This window comes from Bacillus sp. EA-CB0995 (assembly GCF_055814245.1).
The window spans coordinates 1,967,793-1,991,041 of record NZ_CP169269.1; the positions used below are offsets into that span (position 1 = coordinate 1,967,793).

Consider the following 23,249-nt stretch of genomic DNA (forward strand, 5'->3'; position numbering starts at 1 on the left):
GTGGATTATATAATGCTTGTATCAAATGAATAATCAAGGATTTCAGCACCTTTCTACATTAGGTCAATGTCAATTTAAGCATTTAAAGTTATAGTATTGTTTTCTTTTAACTGTTGAGAAACTTGCATATGATATAAGTTACGATATAGTCCGTCCTTTACTACGAGTTCCTCATGGCAGCCTGTTTGCACAATTTTTCCTTCGTCCATTACAATAATTAAGTCAGCATTTTGAATCGTTGATAATCGGTGTGCGATGACAAGTGTCGTTCGATTCATCATTAATCGATCTAAAGCTGTTTGTACTTGCTGTTCAGTTTTGCTGTCTAGTGCAGATGTTGCCTCATCTAACAAGAGAATAGGTGCATCTTTTAATATGGCTCTTGCTATGGCAATTCGCTGTTTTTGTCCCCCGGACAGTTTTATACCTCTTTCGCCAATTTCTGTGTCATATCCATTCGGCAAAGATAGAATAAACTCATTAATATTAGCAGCTTTTGCGGCATCAATCATTTCCTCCTCAGTAATAGTAGTACCTGGACGCGCTAATAGAAGGTTTTCCCTTATTGTTCCTCCGAAAAGGAAGGTTTCCTGAGGAACATGGGCAATTGAACTTCTTAGTTCAGAAAGAGAGAGGTTTTCAATTGGCATATCATCAATCAAAATGCAGCCAGATTGCGGTTTATAAAAACCTTGCAGTAAATTAAATAGAGTTGTTTTCCCTGCACCGCTTAAACCGACAATTGCAGTTACTTTCCCCGCATGAATCTGTAAATTAAAATGATTCAATATTATTTGTTGTTCATTGTAGCTAAACGTGATGTTTTGGAACTGGAGTGACTTTACTACCGGTTTAGCTGGGGAATAGGTTGCTACATCCGTAGATTCAGTTGGTAATTCCAAAATCTTTAGGAGCCTTTCTACAGCTGTAATTGATCTTTGGAAGCCTGCCCATTGACCTGCTAGTCCTGTTAACGGATATACTAAATGATTAACTAGATTGATAAAGGTTAATAAGGAACCTACTGACATGACTCCATCTGAAACAAAATATGCCCCTAAACAGAGACTAATAAGAAATGTGAAGGAGCTAACAGCTTGGCCGCCTGCATAAAACCATCCACCTAGTTTTGTGTTATCTAATTCTAGAGAATATAGCTGTTGATTTTGCTTGGTGAATTTTTTATATAGCAATTTTTCCATTGTAAACGAACGAATCACAGAGAAGCCAAGAAAAGTTTCGTTAAGCAGGTTATTCATAGTACCTAGTAGGCTATGTATGAGTCGACTGTTTCGCCGAAGTAGTAGACCGAAAACGACACCTGCTAGTGCTGCGAGAGGCGCAACTAATACACTTAATAACGCTAATTTCCAATTGATATAAACTAAATAAATAAAAACAGTAATATAAATAAGAGGAAGTCTAATCAAGTTAATAAGACTCCTTCCTATAACTCCATTAATATTATGAATATCATTAGTAAAGTGAGATAATAATTCTCCTGAACGGAGGTTAGAAACATCTTTGGCAGGGAGCAGTAATATATGTTTAAATAACTGTTTTTTTAAATCTCTTTTCACACCGTTTGTTGCAACAGATTCGAAGTAAGTATCAAAAAAACTGACGTAATACTCATGAATGTTAGGATACATGCTAGCGGAACTAGCCATTTTATACGCTGAAAGTCGCTTCTTACAGCTGCGTCCAAAATATTTCCAAAGAGCCAAGCGAACGTTAAAGTAAGGAAGATATCAATAAATAGCAAGAAAAGAAGAACCATATATGCTGTGCGATGTCTCATAATATAAGGCCTTAATAAGGAAAAGGTTTTTTGTATGTCTTCCATTGTAAAGTATTGTTTCATTGTATTTAATATCGCCTGTTTTTTTCGTCCGATCATATGAACCTCTAATTTTATATTTTTTTATAAAATGTATTCTCTGTCATAGATATGAAAATTGATAATGTTTATGCCAGAGACTTCAATTGTAAGATTACAATGAACGCTCTGGCTAACATGTATTTACTATTTAATTGCCTTTTCCGCCGCCATTCCCAGGACGCGGACCTGTGTATGGAGGATTTGGATAGTGTATTCCTCCATTTCCATTTCCTGGGTGATCTACATTACCATGCCCTTTGTTCCAACTTTGGGCGGTTTCAAAGCGAATAGGTTGACTGCTTAATACCATAGGACGAGAATAGGATTTTTTTCTATTTTGATTCTCTGTCTTCATCGTTTTACCCCCTAAAATAAAATGTAGCGCTTGTTGTTCATTATAAAGAACGAGAGATGCGAAGTAAAGATACATAAAATGATATTTTCTAAATTTTTTATTATATTAATAAGTAATTATTTCCCATATCAAGATTGTCAGGAATCAAAGGAAATATATGTGGAATAGATACTACTGGAATGTACCGCTTTGTCATACTTTTCATCAATGAGGATGAAAAACCACCCATTGATGGAAGTTTCACTTTATACTTGTATTTCATTACTGCAAAATAGAGGATTTATTCGTGGTACTAGATTAAAAAAAGAAATGAAGGGACTAAAAAAAGGATACAAACCATATGGGAATTTTGTAAGTTTCTAAGTTGAAAAGAGTAAGGGATAGCATAGAATGTTTCAGTAGCTATATCTATTTTGAATCATATAAAAATATATTTACAAACAGAATATCGGTGTTTAAAATGAAAATAAATTCATTATATAGAACAAAGTGAAGTTTGTTGTTCATCTTAACGAATTAGATGTAAGTTTTTACTAAAGGAATTAAAATTTTGTCACACGTATAAACCAATATGAAATATAGGAGTTCATGCTATGGAAAATATATTAGTTCAAATAGGAGAACATATAGTTTCAATCTATTCTACATCTGAAAAGTTAATGGATTGGATAAAAACACATTTTCAAATTGCTGAAGGAAATCATGTTGCAAAAATTAACTCACCGAATTTATCTATTCGTATTGAAGACAATTATGGAGTTCCTTTTGTGGATTATCATGTAGAAATCTGTTCTGATTCAGACAAGATTACGTACCGACGTGCTGATTATCTCATAGATGTTAACAGTGTATATAATGAAGCAACGATTTCAGTTTATGATGAACTAGCTTTAAAACACGCTTTACATAATCTATATAGCGCTTTTATCGTTCATAATCGTTGGGGACTGTTAATTCATTCATCTTGTGTGGATCATCAAGGAAAAGCTTATCTATTTAGTGGTCAATCGGGATCAGGTAAATCGACAGTTGCTAAGTTATCAGCCCCTAGACCGCTTTTATCTGACGAAGCCACTATTGTGAAAATAGATGAGAATGAAATTAAAGTGTTTGATTCTCCATTTCGAAGTGAATTAACGACATCTTATGTTCATCAATCTTGTCATCTTTCGTCAATTTATCTTCTAATTCAATCGTTGGATGTGAAAGCTTTACCAGTGAAAAAGTCAGACGCTATGTTAGGAATAATGGATAAAATTTTTTATTGGCACCATGACTCTTTAGAAACAGCAAAACTATTGGATATGTGTAAACAATTAGTAGAAAAAATTCCAGTTTACAATATGTATTTTCAAAAAAATGATAGCTTTTGGGAGATGATATCATGAATCTAAAGTACGAATGTAAAAAAACATAAATATTGTAGAAATTGATAATGAGTGGATTGTCATGGATACAGAAAATTTTACGGTAACAAAAGTAAATGCTATCGGTGCTTATATTCTAGAGGAAGTAAGAGGACAAAGAGAGCTTGAAGACATCATTTGTAATATTGCAGATAACTACGATGTTGATTTAAATACAGCAAGATCAGATGCATTGGTTTTTCTAGAAGAATTAAAAGGGATAGGTTTAATCCAGGATGAAAGAGCATAGCCTTCCAGTTTCAGGTATAAAATATTTGCTTCAAAAGCAAGGATGGGTTGATATTCCTTCCTCTGGAGTCAGCATGTATCCTCTGATTAAAGAGGGGGATATTTGTAGGTTTATCCCTTTAGGGAGTAAGGAAGTAAGAAAAGGTGAAGTTCTACTATTTGTATCGAATCAAGGACAGTTAATAGGGCACAGATATTACGATAATTTTGTTGAAAAGGGTGTGCTTTACTATGTATGTAAGGGAGATACGAATATTTCTGTTGATTCCCCTATAAAAAAATCTCAATTAATAGGGAAGTTAGTTTTCATTAAAAAAAGAAATTTCAACTGAATTCTCAAGGTTTCATAGCTCAATTATGGGGAGGTATTGTCTTAACCTTCCCTAGTTTGCCAAGGGGTTGTAAAAAATATCTTGACTTACGGACAAGATTGAGAATATGGAGCAAATAGAAAGTTCACTATAATGAACTTAATACTTGAGAAAATATTATCTAAAAATTCCGTTTATTAATTGACTTAGAAAAGGTAAAGTGATAATTTTATCTTATATAAGTTCTTTTTATAGAACAAAATAACTATATAATAAAAAGTAGATAGTAATATTAATTCGTAGAATTTAATTGGTAATCTACTGAATAAAAAACTTTAGTTCTTTAAAAAGAACAAAAACAACGTCACACAATGCAGAAATTCAACCACATATTAACGGTTATTTATCTAAATAGGCTTTTATTTACTTGTTGCATAACGGGAGGAAAAAATGAGTGCTATAACAGGGATTTTACATTTTAATGATGAGCCTATATCGATTGAGCACGGTACAAGATTAATGAAGGATTTGCAAAAATATCCTGCTGATGATGTTCAAATATGGCACAAAGATAACGTCTTCCTCGGTTGTCACGCACAATGGATTACACCAGAGTCCATTGGTGAACAAATGCCTTTTTATGATTACGAAAGACAATTAGCGATTACGGCAGATGCTATTATTGATAATCGTGATGAGTTATTTGAAAGGCTACAAGTGGATTATGCCGATAGAAAAAGGATGACAGACAGCGAATTAATCTTGCTCTCCTATCAAAAGTGGGGGGAAGAAACTCCTAAGTATTTAGTAGGCGATTTTGCTTTTATGATTTGGGATGAGAGAAACCGGAAACTGTTTGGAGCAAGGGACTTTTCTGGGAGTCGGACTCTCTATTATTATCGTGGCCAGCAACGATTTGCTTTTTGTACGCTTATAAAGCCGTTATTTACTTTACCATATATCGAGAAGACGTTGAACGAGCAATGGCTTGCTGAATTTTTAGCCATACCAGTGAATTTCGAATCGGTAGATCCTTCTTTAACAGTCTATAAACATATAGAACAGGTACCTCCTTCACATATTATCTCGGTGAAGGACGGCAGAGTAACACTTTTGAGGTATTACACACCGGTTGCTGGAGAAATGCTCCGGCTCAAGTCAAATGAAGAATATGAAGAAGCATTTCGAGAGGTATATCAAAATGCGGTAAAGGCACGTTTACGCACGCACCATCAAGTAGGAGCTCATTTGAGCGGAGGACTGGATTCAGGTTCTGTTGTTAGCTTTGCTTCAGGAGATTTACGCAAGGAGAATAAGAAATTACATACGTTTAGTTATGTCCCGGTAGAGGGCTTTGTAGATTGGACACATAAAGGTAGAGTAGCTGATGAAAGACCTTTTATTCAATCGACTGTACAGCATGTAGGAAATATAAAGGATCACTATTTGGATTTTGCAGGAAGAAGTCCCTTATCAGAAGTTGATGATTGGCTTGAAACATTGGAGATGCCATATAAATTTTTTGAGAATACTTTTTGGTTAAAGGGGGTTTATGAAGAAGCACATCAGCAAGGAATAGGTGTACTTCTGAGTGGACAAAGAGGTAATTGGACAGTATCATGGGGCCCTGTTTTAGACTATCAAGCTATGCTTTTGAAAAGGCTGCGTTGGATTCGCTTTTTCCGTGAGCTGCATTTATATAGTAGAAACATAGGGGTAAAAAAATCGAGAGTCTTCGCAGTAGTAAGAAAAAAGGCATTTCCATTTTTAAATCAGGTATTTTCATCTGAAGAGCAATGCCTTTTTCCAGTAATAATCAATCCGGAATTTGCAAAAAAAATGAATGTTTTAGATAAACTCAAAGAGCATGATATTGATATGACTGGTTCCTCTATTTCAACTGCATATGATATGAAACAGCAACAGTTTGAGCAATTGTATTATTGGAGTATAAATGGGACGTATGGAACAAAATTATCTCTACGTTACTCTTTATGGGATCGTGATCCAACGAATGATTTACGAATGATTCAATTTTGTTTATCAGTTCCGGAAGAGCAATATGTCCAAAATGGTTTAGATCGGGCGCTTATTCGAAGGGCAACAAAAAACTATCTGCCTGATAAGGTTAGGTTAAACCAACGGGTTCGAGGTGTTCAGGGAGCAGATGGAGTGTATCGTATGGCTCCTGCTTGGAATAAATTTATTGAGGAACTTCAACACCTTAGCACAGATCCAGTAATCTCTGAATTTCTAAATGTAGAAGTAATTAAAGCAGCAATTTCAAAGATTCGAGAGGAACCGCGGCCAGAATACGCGTTTGATTTAGACTTTAGAATTTTAATGCGTAGTCTAATCGTTTATCGGTTTATAAAAAACTTTACTTGAAAGGGGGTGATACCATGAAAAAGAGTGGCAAAAACCAGTACTAGAAGTGCTTGATATGAACATGACTATGGCTGGACCTGGACATAAGGTTCCCGACGCAGTTCAGCCTGATCCTGATGATCCTGTGAAGTATAGCTAAATTATGAAAAATTTTAAAGCCCTTATATAGCTTGAAACCATATAAGGGCTTTAAAAATAACTTTGTTGAAAATGTGGAGTGAACATGATGATAAATACCGTAAGAAATGCGGCATATAAAGCTTTCGGATTAAGAATAGTAAGTGAAATTCCTCTACCAGAATTACCTCAAATGAGTGAACAGAAGGATATGGCAGATATCACAATTGAAATTGCCGATTTATCTGGACAATGGCGTAAATATACTGCTGAGCAACAACAAAGGTTTGTTGTTGAAGAAAATGTAGTGATGTTTCAGGTCCCTCATACTGCTATATTTTCTATACAAGAAGGAAAGAAAATTATTTTTTCACCTATGCCAGGGGTGGAAGAAGATAAAATACGGCTTTATCTTCTCGGAACTTGTATGGGTACATTGTTAATGCAGAGAAAAATACTCCCATTACATGGAAGTGCAATAGCCATTGATGGAAAGGCTTATGCTTTGGTAGGTGATTCAGGGGCTGGAAAATCAACTCTTGCTTCAGCATTTTTGTGTAAAGGATATCAGCTTTTAAGTGATGATGTGATTGCTGTGTCCCTTTCATATGAAAATTCTCCATTTGTTATGCCGTCTTATCCGCAGCAAAAGTTATGGCAGGAAAGCCTAAATGAATTTGGAATGGAAGCAACACACTATCGTCCGTTGTTTGAAAGAGAAACGAAGTATGCTGTACCTGTATCTTCCCAATTTTTTGCTGATCCACTACCTCTCGCAGGTGTGATTGAACTAGTTAAAACGGAGAATGAGAGCATTGAAATTCTTCGAACTGAAGGACTTGAGCGTTTGCACACCTTATTTCGGCATACATTTCGCAACTTTTTAATCCCACGATTAGGATTGATGGAATGGCATTTTGCAAATTCTGCAAATATGGTAAATAAAATTGATCTGTTCCAATTACAACGTCCGACTTCAAGATTTACAGCTCACGAACTTGTGTCTCTCATTTTAAGTTCTTTAAATAAAGGAGGAATATAGATGATTAATGCTCAAAAGATTTCCTTAGAGTGCCAGGTTGTACAAAGTAAAGGAAACATCGTTAGCGATATGGATGGAGAAAAAGTAATGTTGAATGTTCAAAAAGGAAAGTACTACAATTTGGGTGAAATGGGAGGAGAAATATGGGATCTTATTGAAGAGCCAATCACGGTTACTCGTTTGGTTACTACGTTAATATCCGATTATAATGTAGAACGGATAGAGTGTGAAGAACAAGTTCTTTCCTTTTTAGAGCTTTTATTCAAAGAGAATTTAATTCATATTGAAGATTAGTTTTATATCTTTTTACTAGATTTGTTAGGAAGGAATTCATGAATATTGTGAAAAAGTTAAGGATATTTTTATCATTGAATACGAAAACAAAGCTTTTATTTTTAGAGGCTTTTATTTTTTAGGTGGGCTCGTGTTCTTAAAAGTATACCATTTTCTAAAGTTGCACCTTCTTTAGGCGATCACATGAATGAAACACCTTTTACTCACATTCAGTTACACAGAGAGGTATTAAAGAATGTGTCCCATGCCATACATATTATGAGCCGTTATACGTTTTGGGAAAGCCAATGCCTTGTTAAGGCGATAGCTGGGATGAAGATGCTCGAGAAACGTCAAATTGAAAGTACTCTTTATTTAGGAACTGCTAAAGATGATAATGGAAAATTGATTGCGCATGCCTGGTTACGTAGCGGTCCTTTTTATGTTACTGGATCGGAAGGAATGGAGAAATTTACTGTCGTTGGAAAATTTGCAAAGAGGATAAGCGAGGAAACTATTAAAGGAGAATACAATGAGTAATGATTTTAGTATCGATGTGGAATTTATGTCTAAGGAATTAAAATTCTTGCTTGAAGTTTTGAAATTGAAAGATGACGATGTCATGCCAGTGAACAGCGATAAATGGTTTATAGACATTGATTGGAATAAATTTCTTGAACTAGTAATGCATCATCGCGTCTATTCATTGATTTATTCAAAGGTGAAAAAGATAGATGAAAAATTGATTCCTTCACATGTTGTTCAAACTCTGTATCGATGGTTTAAAAAAATACGTTTCAAATGCTGCATTTAAGTGCTGAAATGGAACAAGTAAGTAAACTGTTTACCGAAAATGAGATTCGTACCCTTTTTTAAAAGGACCAGTGCTTGCTTATGATCTATATGGAGATATCTCTTTGCGGACATCCTGTGATTTGGATATTCTGATTCCTATTCATAAGCTAGAAGAAGCGGAAAACCTTCTTTTAGAGCAGGGTTACGTGAAAGATGAGTATATTCAAACGATATTAAATGATTGGAAATGGAGGCATCATCATATAACATTTTTCCATCCTCAAAAGCAAATTAAACTTGAGATTCATTGGAGGCTAAATCCTGGTCCTGGAAAGGAACCAAGTTTTGAGGAATTGTGGGAACAAAAACGAAAAAGCACACTTACGAGTTATCCTGTGTACTTATTAGGAAGTGAGGACTTGTTTCTATTTCTTGTTTCTCATGGTGCACGTCATGGATGGTCAAGACTGCGTTGGTTAGTAGATATAAACCAAATGATGAAGCAAGAGCTCAATTGGAAAAAAATTAACGAATTATTTAAAAAATATCAATGCGGGCATGTAGGAGGACAAGCACTAGTTCTTGCTGCGGAGCTCTTAGATACAAGAATTACGGAAGAAATGAAAATGTTGACAAATCAGAGACGGTCAAGACAATTGGCGCAAGATGCGCTATTTTATATTAAACAAATGATAAATCTGCATACAGATCCTGTTCCAGATGAAGTAGCTGCGTATCACAGTCGACATTTATTTTCATTAATGTCAAATCGACAAAAGTTTTTATTTATTATGAGTTATCTTTATCCTTATCCCATTGACGCTAAAACGTTACCACTACCTAAACCCCTTCACTTTTTGTATTTTCCTTTACGTCCTTTTTTATGCTTCTGGAGGAAAACAAGGAAACACGCTTTAACATAAGGGGGGGATAAAAATGAAACATATTTTATATTTTATGAAGCAATTGCATTCTTTTTCAGGAAGAATTCTTTATGTGAATCTTTTTGGAATGGTTTTGATTAGTTTGCTTGAAGGTATAGGACTTCTTTTATTAATTCCTATGATAAGTATGAGTGGAATTGTCAATATGGGGGAGAGGATTCTCCTATTTCGTTTATTTTTAAATTTTTGCAGGAAGTTCCTAAGGCAACTAGTTTATCTTTTATTCTAGGTATATACATTTTAGTAGTCGTTAGTCAAAACCTTTTACAAAGAAATTTAACCATTCGAGATGTGAAAATTCAACAAGGCTTTACTCGGCAGTTAAGATTGGATATTTATAGTGCTATTTTGCAGGTGAAGTGGAGTTTTTTTCTAGAAAAAAGGAAAACTGATCTTATAAATGCATTAACTTCAGAATTAGCACGTGTCAGCTATGGGATTAATCTTGTTTTGCAGCTTTTAGCTTCTATCGTTTTTACCTTCATACAGATTTGCATTGCTTTCTGGTTATCTATTCAAATAACTATATTTGTTTTATTTTGTGGTTTGTTCTTTTCAATCGTTTCTCGTATTTTCATTAAAAGAGCTAGAATACTAGGGAGCAAAACATCTGAGTTAGCACAAAGTTATCTTTCAGGTATAACAGACCATTTTAATGGGATTAAAGATATAAAAAGTAATACTTTAGAAGGGTCACAGTTAATATGGTTTCGCTCCTTAACGAGAAAAATGACTGACGAACAAATTGAATACATGAAAATAAGGTCAGCTTCTCAGCTTTTTTATAAAATTTCATTGGCTGTTCTAATTGTAGTTTTTATTTTTTTATCTGTGACGTTGTTTCATGCCGAATCAGAGCAATTATTGTTAATCATTCTTATTTTCTCTAGGCTATGGCCGCGATTTACAAGCATTCAGTCCAATTTAGAACAACTTGCTGCGAGTATTCCAGCTTTTAAATCCTTAATAGAATTGCAGGAGGAATGCAAGGAAGCAGCGGAATTGCAAGATATAGAACAACGTTATAAACATGTAAAACCAATGTCTATAGAAAAAGGGATTGAATGCCGGAACGTATATTTCCGTTACAATCAAAAAGAATCCTTATATGCTCTTCAAAATGTTAACTTACAAATTCCATCTAAATGTATGACAGCTATTGTCGGACGTTCGGGTGCTGGAAAAAGTACATTGATTGATATTTTAATGGGACTCATGCAGCCGGAAAAAGGACAAGTATTAATAGATAGTACTCCTCTCACAAGTGATAATTTATTGTCATTAAGAAGGTCCATTAGTTATGTACCACAGGATCCATTTCTATTTAATGCAAGTATAAGAGAAAATTTGTTAATGATTGAACCGGATGCAAGCGAAGAACAAATTTGGGAGGCGCTGGAATTTTCAGCAGCAGCTGAATTTGTAAGGAGGCTTCCGCAAGGGCTTGATACATTCATTGGAGACCGCGGAGTCCGACTTTCTGGAGGGGAACGACAGCGACTCGTACTAGCTAGGGCTATTTTACGAAAACCTTCAATTCTCGTTTTGGATGAGGCAACGAGTGCGTTAGATACGGAAAATGAAGCGAAAATTCAAGCTGCACTAGAAAGGTTAAAGGGAACAATGACCATTATCGTTATTGCTCACCGTTTATCAACGATTCGAAATGCCGATCAGGTGATTGTATTAGATGGGGGAGAAATCGTTCAAAAAGGAGCCTTTATCCAATTGGCAAAAGAAAAAAGAGGTATGTTTAGTAAACTGTTAGGAACTCAGACAGAAATTAGTGTCTAAAGATAGGAAGAAGTGAAGGTGATTTATTAGCAGCAGGTCTTGACGGAATTAAAAATAAACTAGCGGTACCACCTGCAGTAGATCGTGACACTTATGTGATGACACTAAAAGAACGTAAAAAAGCAGGCATCATTGACTTACTGGCTACATTAGCACAAGCACAAAATGAATTAAAATCAAATGAAATCATTTGCGGTGCGTTAGGTAATCATTTACTTGAGCATTTCATCGAAGCAAAAGAAATTGAGTGGGATATGTTCAGAACACAAGTTCACCAATGGGAACGCGATCAATATATGACTCTTTATTAAGAGTTTCAACCCCTTGATACATAAGGTATTAGGGGTTTTTGGTTGCAAAAAATGGTGTGCTGAAGGCTGAAAAAATTTCTTGGTGAATTGATGTTTTATCATATCTGGCGAGAAGACCCCCACCTCAAGCGCGAAGCGGTAGGTGGGGGTAGTTCAATTACTATTGGTGCATTTCTAGGTATTTGGACAGATTATAAGACAAGCCTTGTATATGATGCGAGAAGAGTGGATGATCCTTTTTTTATGTTCTTTATTATAGTAGAAGAAAAGATAGTTTCATTTCTGTATATAGCAGAAATTAGTATTATAGAGTTAGTAAGTATAATGATAGGGGAATGAACTAACAAATATTTTACAAGCTTGTTAGTTTTATGAAAGTAAATAGAGTTTAATCATTTAAATTTTACTTTTATCATTTACTTCAATAGATATCAATTTTCTCGTAATGGGGGGTACCTGTTTTCATTAGGTTGATGAACATGTGGCGAAACTCCTAAAAGCGATTCGCGATAACTTACGATAAATTATATTTTTTAGACACCTGAAAGAGTGTTTTTCTACGTGAGTTTATACTGTATTATAAGAATGAAAAGATTTAGTTAGGATCCTCATTTGCCGTTGATACTTCCTCATAACTTTAACAAGTTTCACATAATGTACACAAATTGACTATATGCACTATGATAATATAGAAATTGTAAGCAGTTGGTAAATAATGTGTTATTATGCCCTATTTTTATATGTCTATCGGCTGATCCAAAATATGAGTTATGTAATAATATTATTTTAGAATGTAACGGAGATGATACAATATGACGACCTGGTTTATAATTTCGTTGATTCTTTTTTTGCTATTAAATTAATAGTGACGAGTCTTCCAACCTCTGTTGTGGAATCGTTTGTCAGCAAATTTGAATTGCATCCAAAACTTAATGAAGCTGCTGTCACCGTAACCATCGACGGAAAACGCTTAGAAGGTGAAGATAAAATTCAAGTTATTAATCATTTTAACGAAGCGTTATTTTTAGAGAAATATTATTTTCCTCCACAGAGCAGCGGGACTCCATTGGTCATTGATGCTAAGAGGGGCAAAAAAGACGTTAGGTTTTCTATATACAGTTACAACGATCACGTTGATGTGTTCAAACAGAACAAGAAGAAAGTAGTTGCGTATAGCCTTCGTTCCGATAGCCTTCAAAAAAGTCCTATGTTAGTAACGGGAGATGTAGTTTAAAAGGATCGTCAAAGACGGTCCTTTTTAAATAGAAATTTTATTTTCTTTGTTTTGAAGTATTAAACATTTTTGGAAGAGTTACAAAGCGTGCGCCTTTAGATGTAAGGTCAGGAATAAATCGGTCAAGGGCATTTACAGAACCTTGTAGTTTCCCACCTGGTGCAGAGTGTTGCAAGAGAATACTTCCAGGGAAAGTATTCCCTAATACTTTGTTGGTAATTTCCTCAGCGTCTAACCCTTTCCAATCTAATGTATCGACACTCCATTGAATAATCATAAAGTTTTGTTCAGTAGCCCACTTAACTTGATCTTCATTTATAATGCCATAAGGCGGACGGATTAGTTTCGGAGAATATCCTATTAGTTTTTGTAATATGTTTTCTGTTTTTAAAATTTGTTCATGATATTGCTCATCACTTATTTTTGCCAAGTTAGGGTGGTTATAAGTATGATTCCCCACGATGTGTCCCTCGTTAACGATTCGTTTTACAACTTCAGGATATCTTTCGGCATTTTCACCTAGCAAAAAAAATGTAGCTTTTACACTATGTTTTTTTAATTTGTCTAACACTTGTGGAGTATATAAGAGATCGGGACCGTCATCAAACGTGAGAGCCACTTCGGATTTATTATAAGGTCCTGAAAAAGCGTATGCATATTTTTCAACCCAAGGAAAAGGAGTCCATGATCCTCTCGTTGCTTCTTCCTTGGATTGAATCTGAAAAGGAAACGGGGCTTGTGATGAAACAGGAACTGATTTCATATAATCTAAAGGATAAAATGGGTTATGAATTGATGAATATGAAACCATTGAAGGAAGAACACAAGGCGAAATATGATTGTAGGGAGTGCCCTGAAAGGGAAATACCACTTTGGGGGGATAAAAAGAATACATGATTGAAATACCTCCTTAGAAAAGATAGAAATCTCTCTAAAACTTTTATATGCCAATGATTACAGTTTGGTTAGGGAAGAAAAAAGTGTGAGTAGTTTGTTTTTCACCCGTATTAATGGGTGATAAGATTTATATCCCAATGGGGCGGGAGAGATACAGAACCCCTCATCTACCTAATTTTTACTTTATTTTATAAAAATTGGAATAGTACCTTGTAATATTCAGTACTGAATGGTATATTATGGTTAATCAAGTACCTTGTATTGAATAGTACTGAATTGGGAAGGAGGATTGCCTTTGAACGTTCAATTTAAAAAAGGTGTATTGGAGCTTTGCGTTCTTGCGCTTGTAAGGAAACGAGATTGCTATGGCTATGAATTAGTTCAGCAAATTTCAAATAAGTTTTTAATATCAGAAGGATCAGTGTATCCATTGTTACGTCGTCTAACGAAAGAAGGGTACTTTCAGACATATTTAAAAGAATCATCGGAAGGGCCTCCGCGGAAATATTATCAGTTAACAAATCAAGGTGCAGAGCAACTCTATGCGCTTGTGACAGAATGGCGTGAGTTTGCAAGGGGAGTACAAGAAATTATTGAAGAGGTGTAGCAAATGACTAAAGACCAATTTCTTCATGAATTATCAGAACACCTTAGAAAGCTGCCAGAAGAAGAACGGAACGATATTTTATATGATTACGAGGAACATTTTCAATTTGGAATAGAAGAAGGGAAAACAGAAGCGGAAATTATAAAAGCTCTTGGTTCGCCTAAAACAATTGCTAAGGAAACGTTAGCGTCTCATCGCTTAGAGCAGGTGAAGCATAATCCAACTTTTTCTAATGTAGCAAGAGCGATTGTGGCAATCATTGGACTCAGTTTTTTAAATTTAGTTGTTGTATTAGCCCCGTTATTAACAATCGGAAGTCTTATTTTAACACTTTGGACAGTTAGTGCTGTATTTGTTTTATCACCTTTACTTGTGTTAACAAAAATTATTTTTGCTCAAATTTTTATTTTATCTGATGTATTCATTTCTATTTTACTCTTAGGTATTGGTTTACTTTTAGGGATTGGTGCTTATTATTGTACAGTTTGGTTTAAAACGCTTTTTGTCAAATACGCCAATTGGAATTTAAAAGTAATTAAAGGGGAGTAGATAAAATGAGGAAAATTGTATTCATAGCACTTGTTTGTATTGTGATTGGAGGAATTGGTTTATTTTTTGCAGGATCAGCTTTTTTTATGAAATCTGTGAATGGGTCAGTGGAAACAAAGAAATTGGAACAGAAACAATTTAAAAATGATCAAATTAAAAATATCAACGTTGACACAGATGTAGGAGATGTTGTGATTGAAAAAGGAAAGACTGATTCATTTGAAGTTCGGTATAATGGTGATCAGGAAAAACGAAAGTTAGACGTAAATGAGAAGGGCGAAACGCTACAAGTGGAAGTGAAAACAAAAAAGAAACATATATTTGATTTTTCTTTTTTTCATTTGGTTTCAAAGGTGAAAGTTTAATAGTCGTTGTACCTGAACGCGTATACAATCAAATTGAAATAGAGACAGAGGCGGGAAATATTCAAGTGCGAGACATTCAAAGTGAAAATGTATCCGCACATACAGCAGCAGGTGAAGTAGAAATGAAGCAAATAAAATCGAATAACGTGAATACTTCATCTAGCGCGGGGGATATTGTTTTGCATAAAGTAGAAGGGAAAGTACTTGCAGAAGCAACAGCAGGAAATATAGAGGTAACGCAGCATAACCCGCAATATAGTATTGAAGCGGAGTCAGCAGCAGGAGATGTCAATATTCAGCTACAGGAAGTACCGAAAGATGCCGTTGTAAAGGGCTCTTCTCATGCAGGAGATGTAAAGATTTTCGGGAAAGAAAATAAAGAAATTACATTAGGGAACGGAAAGGTACAGATTAGCGGGGAAACAGCAGCAGGAGATGTGAAAATCAAGACGAACTAAAAAACAGACCAGCTCAGCTGGTCTGTTTTTAGTGTAAATGACGATATACACCAATTACTTTTCCGATAACAGAAACGTTATCTAAAATAATAGGTTCTAAAGAAGAGTTTTCTGGCTGCAAACGGAAATGATCTTTTTCTTTGTAAAAACGTTTTACCGTAGCTTCATTGTCCTCTGTTAAAGCGACAACGATCTCACCATTGTAAGCAGATTGTTGTTGGCGAACAACAACTAAGTCTCCGTCAAAAATACCGGCTTCAATCATACTATCTCCGGAAATGCGTAACATAAATACTTGATCTGAGCCTGAAACGAGGTTTGCCGGAAGTGGGAAATGTTCTTCTACACTTTCAACTGCTGTAATTGGTGAACCAGCTGTAACTTTCCCGACAATCGGTACGTGAACGACTGGTTGTGTATCCGTTTCGATGTTATCGTTTCCTAAAATTTCAATGGCTCTCGGTTTTGTTGGATCGCGGCGAATGTATCCTTTTTCCTCTAAGCGAGATAAATGTCCGTGCACAGTAGAGCTAGAAGCAAGACCGACTGCTTGACCGATTTCACGTACGGAAGGCGGATAACCTTTTTCTTGTACTTTTTGTTTAATGAAGTCGAGAATGTCTTGCTGTCGTTTCGTTAACTTCTCCATGTTTTTTACACCTCGTTTTCTTTAAATTTTCTTACTTGTATTATAACATGTGAAAAAATATTCTACAAACATAAGTTCGAACAAATACTTAGTTTGTGATACACTATGATGTGAAAAGTGAGATAGAGAAGAGGGTATGAAATGAATGCGATTATTTATGCACGTGTGAGCACGACGAAAGAAGCGCAGGAAACATCATTAACACGCCAAAAGGATGAATTATTGCATTTAGCTAAACAGTATCAAATGAATATTGTAAGAGTAGTAGAAGAGAAAGCGAGTGGATATAACATAGAACGAGATGGTATTTTAGAAGTGTTAGATACCATTCGTGATGAACATGTTGACGTGCTTCTCATTCAAGATGAAACACGTCTGGGGAGAGGGAATGCGAAAATCGCCTTAATGCATTGTTTACACAAAGAAGGAGTAAAAGTATATACACATGCACATAATGGCGAATTACAGCTTTCTGACGCAGATTCAATGGTACTTGATATTATTGGTATAGTAGAAGAATACCAGAGAAAGATTCATAATTTAAAGATTAAACGTGGAATGAAGCGAGCTGTAGAAAATGGATTTCGTCCAGAGAAAAATTTAAAGAATCGTCATTTAAGCACAGGTCGGGAGAAAAAGAAGTGCCTATCGAAGAGATTGTTCGTCTGCGCCGCAACGAATTAACATTTGAAGAAATTGCAGCAACGCTTCGTGGTTTTGGTCATGAAGTATCAAAAGCGACTGTACATCGCCGGTATGTAGAGTATACGAAGCAATTGCTTGATAAACAAGAGTAACTATTGTATGATAATAATCAGTTTTTAGTAGAAAGGGGATTCGAGATGCTAAGTCACGAACTCATTGAACGCATTAATTTCTTAGCGAAAAAAGCAAAAGCAGAAGGTTTAACGGAAGAAGAGCAACGTGAGCGTCAATCGCTCCGTGAACAATATTTAAAAGGTTTTCGTCAAAACATGTTAAACGAATTGAAATCAATCAAAGTTGTTAACGAAGACGGTAAAGACGTTACGCCGAAAAAGTTAAAAGAATTAAAAAAACAAAATAAAGCAAAGTTAAATTAAAAGATGGGCGCAGTCCATCTTTTTTAAGTTTGATAGGAAAATTCATTATTTAACAACTTTCCAATTATGATTAGTCATCGCTTCGATTGTTTTTCGTTCTAATATGTAATTTGCAATGAGCTCAGACATATCAATTGGTATATCTTTTATAATGGGCTTATTTTGATACATTACGTAATTTCCGCCACCACTTGCACGATAATTGTTCATGACAACGTCATACTCTTGATGCAAGTGAAGAGGAGACCCTTCATATTGTAGGGAAACGACTCTTTCCCCAACTGGTTTTGAAATGTTTAATATGTATGAAATTCCTTCCCACATATCGTAATTATAATGCTGCGGTTTTGGTTTGATATATGAAGGGTTTACAATGATATTTCCATCTGTATCTAACGAGAAATATTTGGCAGATAGCTCAAGGGCCTCTTTTATATCTTTTCCTGTAACACGAATGACCTTTAGAGTATTGGGATAAATATAATTCGAAACAATATCTCTCATTGTAATGCGGTTTGGAAAGCCGGAAGATTCATTATGAAACAAGCTTGTACAAGAAATATTCACTCCAGCTACATCCATCTGTACTTTATTTATAAATTCGATGAAGGGATGATCTTGCAAACGAGTTTGCATCGCATCGCGAATCAGCATATCACCAATAATAGTACCAATGGGTTGATCTAACCAACGCTGAGTTTGGTTTTCGTATGCAGATGCCAGTGAAAGTACCATTTCGTCTGCTGGAACATTTTCCGCAGATAACAATTCAGAATAACATTCCTTAACAATCCACTCGGTATTATCCTTTTTTAAGGAGACGTGTACTTTTCCTAATGATTTCCCATTGCTGCCCGCCTGTAAGACGGTTACTCCATTTATTTTTGTATGAGCAATATAGCGATGTTGGTGTCCTGTTAACAATACATCGATTCCTTCTACTTCTTGACATATTGCATATCCTTGATTTTCCCCAGTTAAAACTTCTGTTGGCTCTCCAGTTTGCAAATCTCGTTCAAACCCTCCGTGATATGACACAATAAGTAGATGAGGTTGTTCCTGTTTACGAATATAAGAAATCCACTTTTTTGTTGATTTTAATGCATCTTCAAAAGTTAAATTTTCAATATGTTGTGGTTGTTCCCAGTTTGGGATGTAGTGAGTTGTAACCCCTAGTATCGCAACTTTTATATCAGGATGTATATGTTTAATGATATAGGGTTTTCCAAAGTAGGGCTCCATTGTTTTTTTATCTAAAATATTAGCGGCTAGGTAGGGCATCTTTGCATTTGTAATTGCTTTGTTTAATATGTCCATTCCATAGTTGAATTCATGATTGCCAATAATCGCTGCATCATAGCCGATATGATTGGCGATGATGGACATGGGGTGTTTTTCATGTTGCATATATTTGGCGTAGTAATAAGTAAACGGAGTTCCTTGTATGAAATCACCGTTTTCAATCAAGATTACATGTTCATTTTGAGTACGTTCTTGCGCAATACGTGTTGCAAGTTTTGCTAATCCGAATTCTGCTTTTTCGTTATTTTGATAGTGAATAGGGTAAACCGTACCATGTACATCACTTGTTAGTAAGATAGTTATATTTACTACATGATTCAGATTCAACAGTATCAACCTTCTTTATTGTTAACTTATGATAAATCATAACAAATAATTTTAATAAAATATTTATGGTTATTATTATTGATTTCATTCTTCATTCAATTCGCAAATAGATTGTATAAATAATTTGTATCCTACTTGAAAAACGTCTTCTATTTTGGGGTTCTAACAATAGAAGGTGTTTTTTATATTTTTTATCTTTTTGTGTTGACTCTAACGTTACGTCATACTTTATTGTATGTACTAAGGGAGGGCAAAATGATGACAATGAAAGTGAAAGAAGTATCGAATTTAGTTGGTATTAGTGTGCGCACACTGCATCATTATGATGAAATTGGGTTATTAACCCCGAAGGAGACGACCGAATCTGGTTATCGCCTTTATTCCAACGATAATTTGGAGACATTGCAACAAATCCTGTTTTTTAAAGAACTTGGCTTCCCTTTAAAGAAAATTAAAGAAATTATCAATGATCCTTCATTTAATCGAGAAGAGGCACTCGTTTTGCATCGTAAAATGCTGCTTGAGAAGCGCTTTAGACTCGATAAAGTGATTGCAACGATTGATAAGACGATTCAACATACGAGAGGAGAAATTCAAATGACGAACAAAGAAAAATTTGAGGGCTTTGATTTTAGTCAAAACCCATATGAGCAAGAAGCACGTGAACGCTGGGGGAATGAAGCGGTTGACAAGGCAAATAAAACAGCGGCAAACATGACGAGAGAAAAACAAGAAGAATATAATGCAATCTATAGGAAACTTGCGGCACTTCGTAATGACTCACCTGAATCAGAGCAGGCCCAAAAAGCAATTAAAGAATGGTATGATTATTTGCAGAACTTTGGTCATTATTCATTGGAGGCATTTAAAGGTCTAGGGCAAATGTATGTAGATGATGAACGTTTTACAAAAAATATTGACCAATTCGGTGAAGGTTTGGCTGAGTTTATGCGTGATGCGATGGCAGTGTATGCAGATCGTAATAAGAAGTAAAATGTATGTATACAATTTTAAAGGTCCTATTCTCCATTTGGGAGAATAGGACCTTTTGTTTATGAGATAAGAAAAAGTTGGTTTTTATATTAGGAAATGTAGTGTGGTTATCAATTGTAATCAAAATACGATATTTTAAATCGTAAATAAAAAATGCGGGGGAAAATATGTGTATCATTTTGGATGCAATGTTTAAAGATAATGAGGGGTTGTATGTAATTATTGATTAGTGGCAAGCAATAAAGAATCCAAGGGTTTAAGAAAGGTCTGGACATAAGAGTATAGCAAATATGCATTGTGAATTTTAGTACGTTTTTTGAACAAATCCGAAAAAACATCAACATATTTGTCCGTACATGTTGTATCAAAAATGCAAAGCCAAAAACCTTGTAAATAAAGGGTTTGGCTTTGCGTTTTTGAATATTTGCTCATATTTTGCCCACATTGAGTCTAATTTGTTTTTCGAAATGCTTTTTCGAATCGATCAGATGATTCCTTTTGCATGTCTAAAGTAACGTGGGAGTATGTATTCATGGTCATCTCAATCGAAGAATGCCCCAATCGTTCAGAAACAATTTTTGGATGTTCCCCAAGATGTAACATAAGTGTTGCATGAGTATGTCGTAGATCGTGGAAGCGAATCTTTTTCAAGCCAACCTTTTCAATTGCTCTTGTAAAATGAATATATATACCATTTGGATTTAAAGGTTGGCCAGTTTCTTTTGTTACAACATAGCTATCATCCGAAAAAATTATGCCAAGTTGCAGTCCAGATTCTTTTTGAGAAATGCGATATTTTTTTAGTTCTTCAATTACAAAATTTGAAATAGAAATGGCTCGGGAAGATTGCTCATTTTTTGTTGATTGCACATAGATACCTTCATTTGGAGTGTAATACAATGTTCGCTTAATATTAATCTTTTCTGTCTCGAAGTTGATATCTCCCCAACGAAGACCTAAAATTTCACCGCGGCGCATACCAGTATATATAGCTAGCATGTATAAAATATAATAATATTGTTTATCTTTCTTCATGTAATCAAGAAACTTTCGTGCTTCCTCAAAGGACCATGTTTGCATTTCCTTTTTTTGTTTTCTAGGCTTGGTCACTTTTGTAAGTATATTAGAGTGCACATATTCCCATTTAACCGCAGTATTTAGAGATGTTTTTAAAATGGAATGAAGAAGTCCTACATAGTCTTCTGTTACACCTTCATTAAGGAACTTATTATACATTGCTGTTATCATTGGAGCTTTTAGCTCATGTATATTTCTATGTCCTATTACTGTGACAATTTTTTTAACAGCTGTTTTGTATGCAGCGAAAGTAGAGGGTTTTACATTATGTTTTGCCACAGTTTCAAGCCAAAGTGTCATAAATTCTTGTACAGTAACTTTTTCTCTTCAAAATAGTCACCGCACTCTACTTGTGTAATAAGTGCCGCAGCAGCTTTTTGAGCTTCTTTTTTTGTTTTGAAACCAGATTTGCTTTTTTGTTTTCGTTTCCCTGTTTCTGGATCGATACCAATATCAACTGTAAAAGACCACTTGTCACCGCGTTTTCTAAAATATCCTTTCATTGGACTAAGACCTCCTAATAATTATTTAAACAGCATAATATACTCGTAAAACGTCTTGTATGCGACTTGCAAGCATTTGCTCTTCGTAATGTATTAAACGCCTGTTAGCGAGCTCTACGGTGACGTTAAACGTATTAAGTCGATTTAGTAAGAATCAAAGAGAAATAATTGTAAAGCGCTATTTAGAAGATGAAGATGTCTTTGATTATATGGTTTATAACGAGATTGGTATGAGTGAACGCACATATAGACGCAATAAAGCGAATGCTTTCTATAAGCTTGCATTTGCACTTAGACTAGAAGTTTATGAACAGAAAGATGGTGAACAAGAATGAATTTTGTTCAACCTATTCGTGATCCAGAGCAGATACAGCAAATAAAAGAGTATTTAAAAGAAAAGAGCGAACGTAATTATATCTTGTTTGTAATGGGAATTAACACAGGCTTACGTATAAGTGATATTTTAAAGTTGAAAGTTAGAGATTTAAAAGGTAGTCACATTTCCATGAGAGAGAAGAAAACAGGAAAACAGAAGCGTATTCAACTGACTCCAGCGTTAAAGAGAGAGTTACGATGGTATATTGAAGAAAGAGATGATCATGATTATTTGATTAAGAGTCGAGAAGGAACGAATAAACCGATTGGACGCAGCATGGCATATAAAATACTTAGAAATACAGCAGCAGAGTTTGGATTAGATGAAATAGGAACTCATACACTACGTAAGACATTTGGATATCACATGTACATGCAGACAAAGAACATAGCGTTGCTTATGGAGATATTTAATCATTCATCAGAAAGAGTAACACTTAGATATATAGGGGTAAACCAAGATGCAATGGATAGAGCGATGACTAAGTTTAAGATTTAGTAATTCGCTTTTTATTTATGTAGATGGGCAGGTACAACATAAAAAATATCGAATAAATACATTCAATAGTATTGTTTGCTTTGGATATGAATATTAGTTAAAGGTACGTTAATTACATTCCAGTCAGTAACCAAAAAGACGATTAAATAACAGAGGGAGCAAATTACATGGAAAATATATTAAAAGTATCATCAAAATCAAATCCCAATTCAGTTGCAGGCGCAATTGCAGGCGTATTAAGAGAAAGCGGTAAAGCAGAAATTCAGGCGATTGGAGCTGGCGCTATAAATCAAGCAATTAAAGCCATTGCTATTGCAAGAGGATTCGTAGCTCCTAGTGGTATTGACTTGGTCCTTATTCCAGCGTTTCAAGAGATTTCAATCGATAATCAAGAAAGAACAGCAATCAAATTAATTGTAGGTCCTAGAAAATCTAGGTCTTAGAAGAGACCAACAATATAAGAAT

At 35.0% G+C, this 23,249-nt stretch carries 21 protein-coding genes and 8 pseudogenes; 22 read left to right on the forward strand and 7 right to left on the reverse strand.

All coding sequences use genetic code 11. The features are described 5' to 3' along the window. Nucleotides 1-74 precede the first annotated feature (74 nt). Nucleotides 75-1,670: an ABC transporter ATP-binding protein gene (locus ACEWFJ_RS10270; RefSeq protein ID WP_473691984.1), complete on the reverse strand. Its 1,596-nt coding sequence runs from the start codon at nt 1,668-1,670 to the stop codon at nt 75-77. 360 nt (nt 1,671-2,030) lie between these two features. Then, the gene (locus ACEWFJ_RS10275; protein ID WP_473691986.1) at nt 2,031-2,237 is read right to left on the reverse strand and encodes a hypothetical protein; all 207 of its coding nucleotides are present in this window, start codon (nt 2,235-2,237) and stop codon (nt 2,031-2,033) included. Between the two features lie 593 nt (nt 2,238-2,830). Between ACEWFJ_RS10275 and ACEWFJ_RS10280 the strand changes: the two genes are divergently transcribed. The 12 genes and pseudogenes from ACEWFJ_RS10280 (at nt 2,831) to ACEWFJ_RS10335 (ending at nt 13,101) form a co-directional block, all read left to right on the forward strand. After that, complete coding sequence (locus ACEWFJ_RS10280; RefSeq protein WP_473691988.1) at nt 2,831-3,625, forward strand: hypothetical protein; 795 nt, start codon at nt 2,831-2,833, stop codon at nt 3,623-3,625. A gap of 61 nt (nt 3,626-3,686) precedes the next feature. Then, the gene (locus ACEWFJ_RS10285) at nt 3,687-3,893 is read left to right on the forward strand and encodes a PqqD family protein (protein ID WP_473691990.1); all 207 of its coding nucleotides are present in this window, start codon (nt 3,687-3,689) and stop codon (nt 3,891-3,893) included. Continuing rightward, nucleotides 3,880-4,224, forward strand: coding sequence for a S24/S26 family peptidase (locus tag ACEWFJ_RS10290; protein ID WP_473691992.1), 345 nt, complete (start codon nt 3,880-3,882; stop codon nt 4,222-4,224). Before ACEWFJ_RS10285 ends, ACEWFJ_RS10290 begins: the two co-directional genes overlap by 14 nt. Nucleotides 4,225-4,653: 429 nt before the next feature. Further along, entirely contained in the window at nt 4,654-6,591 is a 1,938-nt protein-coding gene (locus tag ACEWFJ_RS10295; protein WP_473691994.1) for a lasso peptide isopeptide bond-forming cyclase, read from the forward strand. 16 nt (nt 6,592-6,607) lie between these two features. Then, nucleotides 6,608-6,730: pseudogene (locus tag ACEWFJ_RS10300) on the forward strand (paeninodin family lasso peptide); the annotation flags it as partial. An 87-nt stretch (nt 6,731-6,817) separates the two neighbouring features. Next, nucleotides 6,818-7,750, forward strand: a complete 933-nt coding sequence (locus ACEWFJ_RS10305; protein ID WP_473692430.1) for an aldolase — start codon at nt 6,818-6,820, stop codon at nt 7,748-7,750. Continuing rightward, nucleotides 7,751-8,044, forward strand: a complete 294-nt coding sequence (locus ACEWFJ_RS10310; RefSeq protein WP_473691996.1) for a lasso peptide biosynthesis PqqD family chaperone — start codon at nt 7,751-7,753, stop codon at nt 8,042-8,044. A 38-nt stretch (nt 8,045-8,082) separates the two neighbouring features. Further along, nucleotides 8,083-8,563 (forward strand): annotated as a pseudogene (locus ACEWFJ_RS10315) (lasso peptide biosynthesis B2 protein). After that, nucleotides 8,556-9,741 (forward strand): annotated as a pseudogene (locus ACEWFJ_RS10320) (nucleotidyltransferase domain-containing protein). The pseudogenes ACEWFJ_RS10315 and ACEWFJ_RS10320 overlap by 8 nt, the downstream one beginning before the upstream one ends. Nucleotides 9,742-9,754: 13 nt before the next feature. Further along, nucleotides 9,755-11,556: pseudogene (locus tag ACEWFJ_RS10325) on the forward strand (ABC transporter ATP-binding protein). Between the two features lie 23 nt (nt 11,557-11,579). After that, nucleotides 11,580-11,867: pseudogene (locus ACEWFJ_RS10330) on the forward strand (type I glutamate--ammonia ligase); the annotation flags it as partial. Nucleotides 11,868-12,679: 812 nt separating this feature from the next. After that, nucleotides 12,680-13,101, forward strand: a pseudogene (locus ACEWFJ_RS10335) (YfmQ family protein). Between the two features lie 37 nt (nt 13,102-13,138). Here the strand turns inward: ACEWFJ_RS10335 and ACEWFJ_RS10340 are convergent. Beyond that, nucleotides 13,139-13,996, reverse strand: a complete 858-nt coding sequence (locus ACEWFJ_RS10340; protein WP_473691998.1) for a peptidoglycan-N-acetylglucosamine deacetylase — start codon at nt 13,994-13,996, stop codon at nt 13,139-13,141. A gap of 297 nt (nt 13,997-14,293) precedes the next feature. Here ACEWFJ_RS10340 and ACEWFJ_RS10345 point away from each other — a divergent pair, with 297 nt between their 5' ends. Genes ACEWFJ_RS10345 through ACEWFJ_RS10360 form a run of 4 tightly spaced genes read left to right on the forward strand, consistent with a single transcriptional unit; the run spans nt 14,294 to nt 15,977 of the window. Continuing rightward, nucleotides 14,294-14,605 (forward strand): PadR family transcriptional regulator, encoded by a 312-nt coding sequence (locus ACEWFJ_RS10345; protein ID WP_473692000.1) that lies wholly within the window; start codon nt 14,294-14,296, stop codon nt 14,603-14,605. Between the two features lie 3 nt (nt 14,606-14,608). Then, the gene (locus ACEWFJ_RS10350) at nt 14,609-15,154 is read left to right on the forward strand and encodes an HAAS signaling domain-containing protein (RefSeq protein ID WP_473692002.1); all 546 of its coding nucleotides are present in this window, start codon (nt 14,609-14,611) and stop codon (nt 15,152-15,154) included. A 5-nt stretch (nt 15,155-15,159) separates the two neighbouring features. Continuing rightward, nucleotides 15,160-15,519: a DUF4097 family beta strand repeat-containing protein gene (locus ACEWFJ_RS10355; RefSeq protein WP_473692004.1), complete on the forward strand. Its 360-nt coding sequence runs from the start codon at nt 15,160-15,162 to the stop codon at nt 15,517-15,519. After that, nucleotides 15,519-15,977, forward strand: coding sequence for a DUF4097 family beta strand repeat-containing protein (locus ACEWFJ_RS10360; protein WP_473692432.1), 459 nt, complete (start codon nt 15,519-15,521; stop codon nt 15,975-15,977). The genes ACEWFJ_RS10355 and ACEWFJ_RS10360 overlap by 1 nt, the downstream gene beginning before the upstream one ends. Before the next feature lie 28 nt (nt 15,978-16,005). On the opposite strand, the gene lexA is transcribed toward ACEWFJ_RS10360, so the two are convergent. Beyond that, nucleotides 16,006-16,626, reverse strand: coding sequence for a transcriptional repressor LexA (gene lexA, locus ACEWFJ_RS10365; RefSeq protein WP_098311100.1), 621 nt, complete (start codon nt 16,624-16,626; stop codon nt 16,006-16,008). A 141-nt stretch (nt 16,627-16,767) separates the two neighbouring features. Here lexA and ACEWFJ_RS10370 point away from each other — a divergent pair. Beyond that, nucleotides 16,768-17,423 (forward strand): annotated as a pseudogene (locus ACEWFJ_RS10370) (YneB family resolvase-like protein). Nucleotides 17,424-17,468: 45 nt separating this feature from the next. Continuing rightward, on the forward strand, nt 17,469-17,708 hold the full coding sequence (locus ACEWFJ_RS10375) for a DUF896 domain-containing protein (protein WP_098311098.1): 240 nt from the start codon (nt 17,469-17,471) through the stop codon (nt 17,706-17,708). A 45-nt stretch (nt 17,709-17,753) separates the two neighbouring features. On the opposite strand, the gene ACEWFJ_RS10380 is transcribed toward ACEWFJ_RS10375, so the two are convergent. Continuing rightward, the gene (locus ACEWFJ_RS10380; protein ID WP_473692434.1) at nt 17,754-19,340 is read right to left on the reverse strand and encodes a bifunctional metallophosphatase/5'-nucleotidase; all 1,587 of its coding nucleotides are present in this window, start codon (nt 19,338-19,340) and stop codon (nt 17,754-17,756) included. 255 nt (nt 19,341-19,595) lie between these two features. On the opposite strand from ACEWFJ_RS10380, the gene ACEWFJ_RS10385 reads away from it, so the two are divergent. Beyond that, nucleotides 19,596-20,330, forward strand: a complete 735-nt coding sequence (locus ACEWFJ_RS10385) for a MerR family transcriptional regulator (RefSeq protein WP_429713982.1) — start codon at nt 19,596-19,598, stop codon at nt 20,328-20,330. A gap of 450 nt (nt 20,331-20,780) precedes the next feature. On the opposite strand, the gene ACEWFJ_RS10390 is transcribed toward ACEWFJ_RS10385, so the two are convergent. Both ACEWFJ_RS10390 and ACEWFJ_RS10395 read right to left on the reverse strand, forming a co-directional pair. Continuing rightward, the gene (locus ACEWFJ_RS10390; protein WP_473692006.1) at nt 20,781-21,707 is read right to left on the reverse strand and encodes a tyrosine-type recombinase/integrase; all 927 of its coding nucleotides are present in this window, start codon (nt 21,705-21,707) and stop codon (nt 20,781-20,783) included. Then, nucleotides 21,704-21,910 carry an Arm DNA-binding domain-containing protein gene (locus tag ACEWFJ_RS10395; RefSeq protein ID WP_473692008.1) on the reverse strand — a complete coding sequence of 69 codons (207 nt, stop codon included), beginning with the start codon at nt 21,908-21,910 and terminating at the stop codon, nt 21,704-21,706. Before ACEWFJ_RS10395 ends, ACEWFJ_RS10390 begins: the two co-directional genes overlap by 4 nt. 134 nt (nt 21,911-22,044) lie before the next feature. Here ACEWFJ_RS10395 and ACEWFJ_RS10400 point away from each other — a divergent pair. The 3 genes and pseudogenes from ACEWFJ_RS10400 to ACEWFJ_RS10410 all read left to right on the forward strand — a co-directional run. Continuing rightward, nucleotides 22,045-22,245 (forward strand): annotated as a pseudogene (locus tag ACEWFJ_RS10400) (ArpU family phage packaging/lysis transcriptional regulator); the annotation flags it as partial. Continuing rightward, nucleotides 22,242-22,784: a site-specific integrase gene (locus ACEWFJ_RS10405; protein ID WP_429713961.1), complete on the forward strand. Its 543-nt coding sequence runs from the start codon at nt 22,242-22,244 to the stop codon at nt 22,782-22,784. The pseudogene ACEWFJ_RS10400 and the gene ACEWFJ_RS10405, both read left to right, overlap by 4 nt. A gap of 167 nt (nt 22,785-22,951) precedes the next feature. After that, nucleotides 22,952-23,227: a stage V sporulation protein S gene (locus ACEWFJ_RS10410; RefSeq protein ID WP_429713960.1), complete on the forward strand. Its 276-nt coding sequence runs from the start codon at nt 22,952-22,954 to the stop codon at nt 23,225-23,227. The last annotated feature ends 22 nt before the right edge of the window (nt 23,228-23,249 follow it).

Excerpts from the sequence above, each read along its gene's own strand:
- ACEWFJ_RS10390 (WP_473692006.1), bottom strand. The coding sequence starts at position 21,707 with ATGACACTTTGGCTTGAAACTGTGGCAAAACATAATGTAAAACCCTCT.
- ACEWFJ_RS10275 (WP_473691986.1), bottom strand. The coding sequence starts at position 2,237 with ATGAAGACAGAGAATCAAAATAGAAAAAAATCCTATTCTCGTCCTATG.
- lexA (WP_098311100.1), bottom strand. The coding sequence starts at position 16,626 with ATGGAGAAGTTAACGAAACGACAGCAAGACATTCTCGACTTCATTAAA.
- ACEWFJ_RS10280 (WP_473691988.1), top strand. The coding sequence starts at position 2,831 with ATGGAAAATATATTAGTTCAAATAGGAGAACATATAGTTTCAATCTAT.
- ACEWFJ_RS10410 (WP_429713960.1), top strand. The coding sequence starts at position 22,952 with ATGGAAAATATATTAAAAGTATCATCAAAATCAAATCCCAATTCAGTT.
- ACEWFJ_RS10350 (WP_473692002.1), top strand. The coding sequence starts at position 14,609 with ATGACTAAAGACCAATTTCTTCATGAATTATCAGAACACCTTAGAAAG.
- ACEWFJ_RS10295 (WP_473691994.1), top strand. The coding sequence starts at position 4,654 with ATGAGTGCTATAACAGGGATTTTACATTTTAATGATGAGCCTATATCG.
- ACEWFJ_RS10405 (WP_429713961.1), top strand. The coding sequence starts at position 22,242 with ATGAATTTTGTTCAACCTATTCGTGATCCAGAGCAGATACAGCAAATA.
- ACEWFJ_RS10395 (WP_473692008.1), bottom strand. The coding sequence starts at position 21,910 with ATGAAAGGATATTTTAGAAAACGCGGTGACAAGTGGTCTTTTACAGTT.
- ACEWFJ_RS10310 (WP_473691996.1), top strand. The coding sequence starts at position 7,751 with ATGATTAATGCTCAAAAGATTTCCTTAGAGTGCCAGGTTGTACAAAGT.
- ACEWFJ_RS10355 (WP_473692004.1), top strand. The coding sequence starts at position 15,160 with ATGAGGAAAATTGTATTCATAGCACTTGTTTGTATTGTGATTGGAGGA.
- ACEWFJ_RS10385 (WP_429713982.1), top strand. The coding sequence starts at position 19,596 with ATGACAATGAAAGTGAAAGAAGTATCGAATTTAGTTGGTATTAGTGTG.
- ACEWFJ_RS10375 (WP_098311098.1), top strand. The coding sequence starts at position 17,469 with ATGCTAAGTCACGAACTCATTGAACGCATTAATTTCTTAGCGAAAAAA.
- ACEWFJ_RS10270 (WP_473691984.1), bottom strand. The coding sequence starts at position 1,670 with ATGGCTAGTTCCGCTAGCATGTATCCTAACATTCATGAGTATTACGTC.
- ACEWFJ_RS10285 (WP_473691990.1), top strand. The coding sequence starts at position 3,687 with ATGGATACAGAAAATTTTACGGTAACAAAAGTAAATGCTATCGGTGCT.
- ACEWFJ_RS10290 (WP_473691992.1), top strand. The coding sequence starts at position 3,880 with ATGAAAGAGCATAGCCTTCCAGTTTCAGGTATAAAATATTTGCTTCAA.
- ACEWFJ_RS10340 (WP_473691998.1), bottom strand. The coding sequence starts at position 13,996 with ATGTATTCTTTTTATCCCCCCAAAGTGGTATTTCCCTTTCAGGGCACT.
- ACEWFJ_RS10305 (WP_473692430.1), top strand. The coding sequence starts at position 6,818 with ATGATAAATACCGTAAGAAATGCGGCATATAAAGCTTTCGGATTAAGA.